The 4,462-nt window shown below is 63.0% G+C and carries 5 protein-coding genes and 1 pseudogene; all 6 read left to right on the plus strand.

Annotated elements, in window-relative coordinates; genetic code table 11:
* Positions 1-273, plus strand: a pseudogene (locus Mhypo_RS17245) (PASTA domain-containing protein); the annotation flags it as partial.
* Entirely contained in the window at positions 270-599 is a 330-nt protein-coding gene (locus Mhypo_RS17250; RefSeq protein WP_119342471.1) for a YraN family protein, read from the plus strand. The pseudogene Mhypo_RS17245 and the gene Mhypo_RS17250, both read left to right, overlap by 4 nt.
* Before the next feature lie 58 nt (positions 600-657).
* The gene (locus Mhypo_RS17255; protein ID WP_119342475.1) at positions 658-2,481 is read left to right on the plus strand and encodes a menaquinone biosynthesis decarboxylase; all 1,824 of its coding nucleotides are present in this window, start codon (positions 658-660) and stop codon (positions 2,479-2,481) included.
* A 103-nt stretch (positions 2,482-2,584) separates the two neighbouring features.
* Positions 2,585-3,013 carry a hypothetical protein gene (locus tag Mhypo_RS17260; protein WP_119342472.1) on the plus strand — a complete coding sequence of 143 codons (429 nt, stop codon included), beginning with the start codon at positions 2,585-2,587 and terminating at the stop codon, positions 3,011-3,013.
* A gap of 58 nt (positions 3,014-3,071) precedes the next feature.
* Entirely contained in the window at positions 3,072-3,335 is a 264-nt protein-coding gene (locus tag Mhypo_RS17265) for a hypothetical protein (protein WP_119342473.1), read from the plus strand.
* Positions 3,336-3,397: 62 nt separating this feature from the next.
* Positions 3,398-4,291 carry a hydroxymethylbilane synthase gene (gene hemC, locus Mhypo_RS17270; protein WP_119342474.1) on the plus strand — a complete coding sequence of 298 codons (894 nt, stop codon included), beginning with the start codon at positions 3,398-3,400 and terminating at the stop codon, positions 4,289-4,291.
* The last annotated feature ends 171 nt before the right edge of the window (positions 4,292-4,462 follow it).

Here is a 4,462-nt window from a genome sequence, read left to right on the forward strand (position 1 = left end):
CCCGAGCCCACCAACCCCGACGTAAACCAGCCCACCCCAACCCCCGTACCCGCCGGGCCGCAGGAGCGCCGGGTCAATGTGAGCTACACCCTGCCAGAGAATATTCCCAACGCAGTGGTGGTGATTACGGTGCAGGACGAGGTGTTGGTCAATACGGTATTTGAAGGGCCGGTGCAGCAGCCCTGGAGCTTTAGCCAGGAGATTGTGGTGCGCGGAACGGCGGTGCTGCGGGTGGTGGTCAACGGACAGCAGGTGCTGGAAAGCCCGCTATGAAAGGGGCCTGGGCCGAAGCGCTGGCCCGCAAGCATCTGCTGGCCAAAGGATACGTCCTGCTGGGGCAAAATAAGCGCACCCCCTTTGGTGAAATTGACCTCTGGATGCAGGATGGCCCCACCTACGTGGCTATCGAGGTCAAGCAGCGCCGCAGCAATGCGTTTGGGACGCCCCTCGAGGCCCTCACCCCCACCAAGTACGAGCGCATCTACAAATCTGTGCTTTACCTACTGGGCCGCGACGATGTGCCGGTACGGCTGGAAGCAGTCCTGGTCTACGGAACACCCCGGCAGTTTCGCCTCGAGCACCTGCCTTTAGAACCTTGAGCCGCAGTTGAAAGCTGCTTCCATATTGCCCCTGGGCGCATCGGCTATCCTGAAATGGATGTACAAGAACCTTCAGGCATTCATCCAAGACCTCGAGCGCCAGGGCGAACTCCTGCGCATCCAGGAACCAGTTTCCTGCGAACTGGAAATCACCGAAATCGCCGACCGCATGGTCAAAGCCGGAGGCCCGGCTTTGCTCTTCGAAAACGTACAAGGCCGCGATTTTCCGATCTTTATTGGGGGCTTTGGCACGGCAGAACGCACCGCGCGGGCCATGGGGGTAAAGCGCCTGGACGACCTGGCCGAGCGGGTCGCCAGTTTGATGAACCTGAACCCCGGCAAGGGCGGCCTCAAGGCGGCCTTTGCCCTGCTGCCCAAGCTGCGTGAGCTGAAGGGCTTTTTCCCCAAAAAAGTGCGCGGCGGCCCGGTGCAGGAGGTGGTCTGGCAGGGCGAGCAGGTAGACCTGTCCAGAATTCCCATCCTCAAGTGCTGGCCCCTGGACGGCGGCCCCTACATCACCTTGCCGCTGGTGATTAGCAAAGACCCCGAAACGGGCGAGTTGAACCTGGGCATGTACCGCATGCAGGTGCTGGACAAGCAAAGCACCGCCATGCACTGGCAACTGCATAAGGTGGGGCGGCGGCACTACGACAAGGCCAAAAAGCTGGGGAAGCGGCTCGAGGTCGCCGTTGCCCTGGGGGGCGACCCCATCCTGACCTACGCCGCCACTGCCCCGGTGCCGCCCATTCCGGGCGTAAACGAGTTCAACCTGGCCGGGTTTTTGCGCGGGCAGCCGGTGGAGCTCACCCGTGGCATCACGGTAGACCTGCCCGTGCCCGCCGAGGCCGAGTTTGTGCTCGAGGGCTACATAGACCCCACTGAAGACCTGGTCGTCGAGGGGCCTTTTGGCGACCACACCGGCTTTTACACCCTGGAAGACTTCTACCCCCGCTTTCACGTGACCGCCATCACCCACCGCAAGAAAGCCATCTACCCCGCAACCATCGTGGGCCGCCCCCCCATGGAAGATGCCTATCTGATCGAGGCTTCCGAGCGGCTCTTCCTGCCCGCCGCCCAGCTCATCCTGCCGGAAATTACCGACTACCACATGCCACCCGCCGGGGTGGCCCACAACTGGGTCAACGTGAGCATCGAGAAACGCTACCCCGGCCAGGGCTACAAGGTGGCCAACGGCCTCTTTGGCCTGGGCCAGATGATGTTTGCCAAGGTGATGGTGGTGCTGGACGCAGGCGCCCCGCTCAAAGGCCCCGAGGCCCTGCAACACGCCCTGCAACACGCTGTGCCGGGCCGCGATACCCTGGTCTCGAGGGGCCCCATCGATGTGCTCGACCACTCTTCGCGGGCTATGGGCTATGGGGGCAAGCTGATTATTGACGGCACGGCCAAGCTGGAAGAAGAAGGCGGCCCCCTCCCCTTCACTCCCAGGGCCCACCCCAGCCTGCCGGGCATTCCGGGGGTGCGCCAGAAGCAACTGCCCGGTATCTGGATGGTTACGCTGGAGAAAACCCGTCCCCACCAGGCCCGGGAAATCGCCGAGCATCTGCTGGTTGCCCCTCAGAGCGCGGGCATTCGCCTGATGCTCATCACCGATAGTGACACCCAGCTGGACTTCGACGAGGTGATGTGGGCGGTGCTCAACAACATTGACCCCGAGCGCGATGCCTGGGTGATGTCAGGGGTGGAGGGCCCCATGCTGGTGCTTGACGGCACCCGCAAGCTGGCTGAGGAGGGCTTTACCCGCCGCTGGCCGCCCAAAATCATGATGTCGGCCGAAATCGTGCGGCGCGTGGACGAGCGCTGGAAGGCACTGGGGCTGCCGGCCCTGCCGCCCAAGGACACCGCCGTAGTTACCAGGTTCTGATGCCAGTCTCTGGTAGGTGCGACTTTGTTCAGGGCAAAAAATAAAGCCTTGCCGGCATGTCAAATAACCCGGATTCCCGCCAGCGAGAGGCTACCCTCTTCGTATGAAAGTGCTTCTGCTTTCCTGGTTGCTTCTGTTGGGGGCCCCCGCCCTGGCCCAAACCCTGGTCGAGGTCACCACCGTTGCTGCCATTGCTTCCACCCTGGATGCCAATGTGCGCTTTCCTTCCGGTTCATTCCGGGCCGGGCGGGGCAGCGAGGCCATTGTGGCCCGGATTCCCGATGCCGGGCGCTTCAACCTGGAGGTCTATGCGGCCCGGGGCCTGGCGGCTCGCCTGCAGGCCGGTTTTGTGCAGCAGATTCTGACCGGCTTCGCGGTGGCGGGTTATTTTGTGGAGAACCAGCAGGAAACCCAGGTCGCGGGCGAAATTCGCACCCGCTACGACCTTAAGGACAGCGCAGGCAAGGCAGCCATTCTGTTTGTGGTGCGAAAAGGCGACGAGCTGGTGTATGCCTTTGGCAAAGCTCGTTAAGGCTTAGGGCGGAAGCGGACAACGAGGGGGTTGGAGGGTGGGATAAACTGTAGGGAGCATGAGCGCGCCCTTGCGCTGGTCGGCACTCGAGGCCCGGCTACCCCTGCACGAGCTCCCTGCTTTTCATCGGGCTTTCTTGCGCCAACACCGCCCGGAACTAAAGCCCGACACGCTGCCGCTGCGGCGGGTGCAGCAGTACGTGAGCCAGACGCTCTATGCGCTGGTTAAGGAAGGGAAAGCCCGGCGGGTAGGCGAGGACTTCGAGCTCGAGGCCGAGCAAATTCCTCCTCCATACCGCGAACTCGGGGCAAATCTCGACTGACCGAAAGAGCTTGAGCCCCTTGCATTTCACAATTGGTCAATTCCGGCTAATATATTGGCGTTATGCGCGTCATCGTAATCGGGGCCAGGGCAAGCCTGCTGGCCCAAGCCCAGACCCGCTGGGTGATGGAACGCCTGAAGGAAAACTGGCCCGAGACCGAGTTCAAAATACGCACCGTGCAGTCCAAAAACGCCTCCGAGAGCAGCGCAGCGGAGGCTCTGCGGCAGGCTTTGGGAAAGCGGGAAGTGGATATTGCGGTGTACTCGCTCAAACATCTGCCCACCCAGGAAGTGCCCGGAATTCGTCTGGTAGCGGTGACCAAGCGGGTAGAGCCCCGCGAGGCCCTGGTAGGACGCAGCGCCAAGCGGCTGGAGGAACTGCCCAAAGGAGCGGTGGTGGGGGTCAACAGCCTGCGGCGCAAAGCCCAACTGCTGGCCTACCGTCCCGACCTGAGCCTGCGCGACCTCGAGGGCGACGTGGACGACCGCCTGAGCGCACTGGGAACCGGCGAGTACGACGCCGTGATTATCGGCGCAGCCAGCCTGCTGCGACTGGATTTACGTAACCGCATTGACCAGCTCATAGACCCCGAGATTCTGCTGCCTGCGCCCGGCCAGGGGGCTTTGGGCCTCGAGGTGCGCCTGGGGGACGACTGGGCCGAAGAACTGGCCTACAGCCTGAATCACCGGGCCTCTAATGCACGGGTCTCTGCCGAGCGGGCCTTCTTGCAGGCCCTGGGTGCGGGCGACGAGTGCGCCGCGGGTGCGCTGGCAACCCTGCAAGGCGACGATATCCTGATTTTGCAGGGGGTGGTGGCCTCCCCCGATGGCCGCGAACTCATCCGGGCCGAAATCGAGGGCGATGCCGAGGAGGCCGTCGAGCTGGGCCAGGACCTGGCTCAGGACTTGCTGGCCGAGGGTGGGCGGGAGCTGCTGAGTGTGGTACAGGCCCGCTGAAACCAATCCCTTCGTGTGCTACCTCATAGCTCCACCCCAGCCATTTTGAGAAGTACCCGGCTGCGGATGAGGTTGTGGACCAGCAGGATGAGGTTCACCCGGGCCACCAGCCCCCAGTAGGAGCGGGCTTCAATCCGATGGAGTCCCAAAGAGCGTACCATCGCGCTGAAC

The organism is Meiothermus hypogaeus (assembly GCF_003574035.1).
Classification (GTDB): domain Bacteria; phylum Deinococcota; class Deinococci; order Deinococcales; family Thermaceae; genus Meiothermus; species Meiothermus hypogaeus.

Bases quoted from the DNA above. Each gene is read 5' to 3' on its own strand.
- Mhypo_RS17250 (WP_119342471.1), top strand. From the start codon at position 270: ATGAAAGGGGCCTGGGCCGAAGCGCTGGCCCGCAAGCATCTGCTGGCC.
- Mhypo_RS17260 (WP_119342472.1), top strand. From the start codon at position 2,585: ATGAAAGTGCTTCTGCTTTCCTGGTTGCTTCTGTTGGGGGCCCCCGCC.
- hemC (WP_119342474.1), top strand. From the start codon at position 3,398: ATGCGCGTCATCGTAATCGGGGCCAGGGCAAGCCTGCTGGCCCAAGCC.
- Mhypo_RS17255 (WP_119342475.1), top strand. From the start codon at position 658: ATGTACAAGAACCTTCAGGCATTCATCCAAGACCTCGAGCGCCAGGGC.
- Mhypo_RS17265 (WP_119342473.1), top strand. From the start codon at position 3,072: ATGAGCGCGCCCTTGCGCTGGTCGGCACTCGAGGCCCGGCTACCCCTG.